At 64.7% G+C, this 607-nt stretch carries 2 protein-coding genes; one reads left to right on the forward strand and one right to left on the reverse strand.

The window, feature by feature from the left end; all coding sequences use genetic code 11:
* A partial coding sequence (locus JNK74_29450) for a hypothetical protein (protein ID MBL7650300.1) occupies positions 1-268 on the forward strand: 268 nt, incomplete at its 5' end.
* 8 nt (positions 269-276) lie between these two features.
* Here JNK74_29450 and JNK74_29455 read toward each other — a convergent pair.
* On the reverse strand, positions 277-607 hold a 331-nt coding region (locus JNK74_29455), incomplete at its 5' end, for an inorganic diphosphatase (protein ID MBL7650301.1).

Genomic DNA, 607 nt, shown 5'->3' on the forward strand with positions numbered 1-607 from the left:
GCATCCCGACATCGCCCAGAGTGCTTCGAATCTGGCGGCGGTCTATCACGATACCGGCGATTTCGACCGCGCGGGCCGGAATTACCTGCGGGCGCTGGAGATCCTGGCCCATCACCTGCCGGAACAGCAGGAAACCTATGAGATCGTGGCGCAAAACTACGCCGATCTGCTGGAACAGTCAGGCCGGGCAGGCCGGGCCGATCGCCTGCGCCACCGCACCCGGCAGAAGCTCCTCAAAGCCCGCGAACGGGCGGCGGATCGGCTCTGACCGGGGAATCAGGCGCCGAATTCCTCCGAATAATCGTCGATGGCGGCCCGGATCACCTTTTCGGCATGCTCGCGTCCGTAAGCCGGCCCGATGGACACGTCGGACTCGCGACCCGGAATGAGCTTGTAGGTCTGGAAGTAGTGGCGCAGGCGCTCCACCAGCACGGGCGGCAGTTCGGAAATGTCGTGGGTATCCCGCCAGACGGTGTCATTGAGCAGGACGGCGATCATTTTGTCATCGGCCTCCCCCCCGTCGAGCATGGGCAGACCACCGACGACGCGGGCGGCCACGATGATCTCGCCACGGGAGATGGGACGCTCGGACAACACGCAGATGTCG

The organism is Candidatus Hydrogenedentota bacterium (assembly GCA_016791475.1).
Taxonomy (GTDB): Bacteria; Hydrogenedentota; Hydrogenedentia; order Hydrogenedentales; family JAEUWI01; genus JAEUWI01.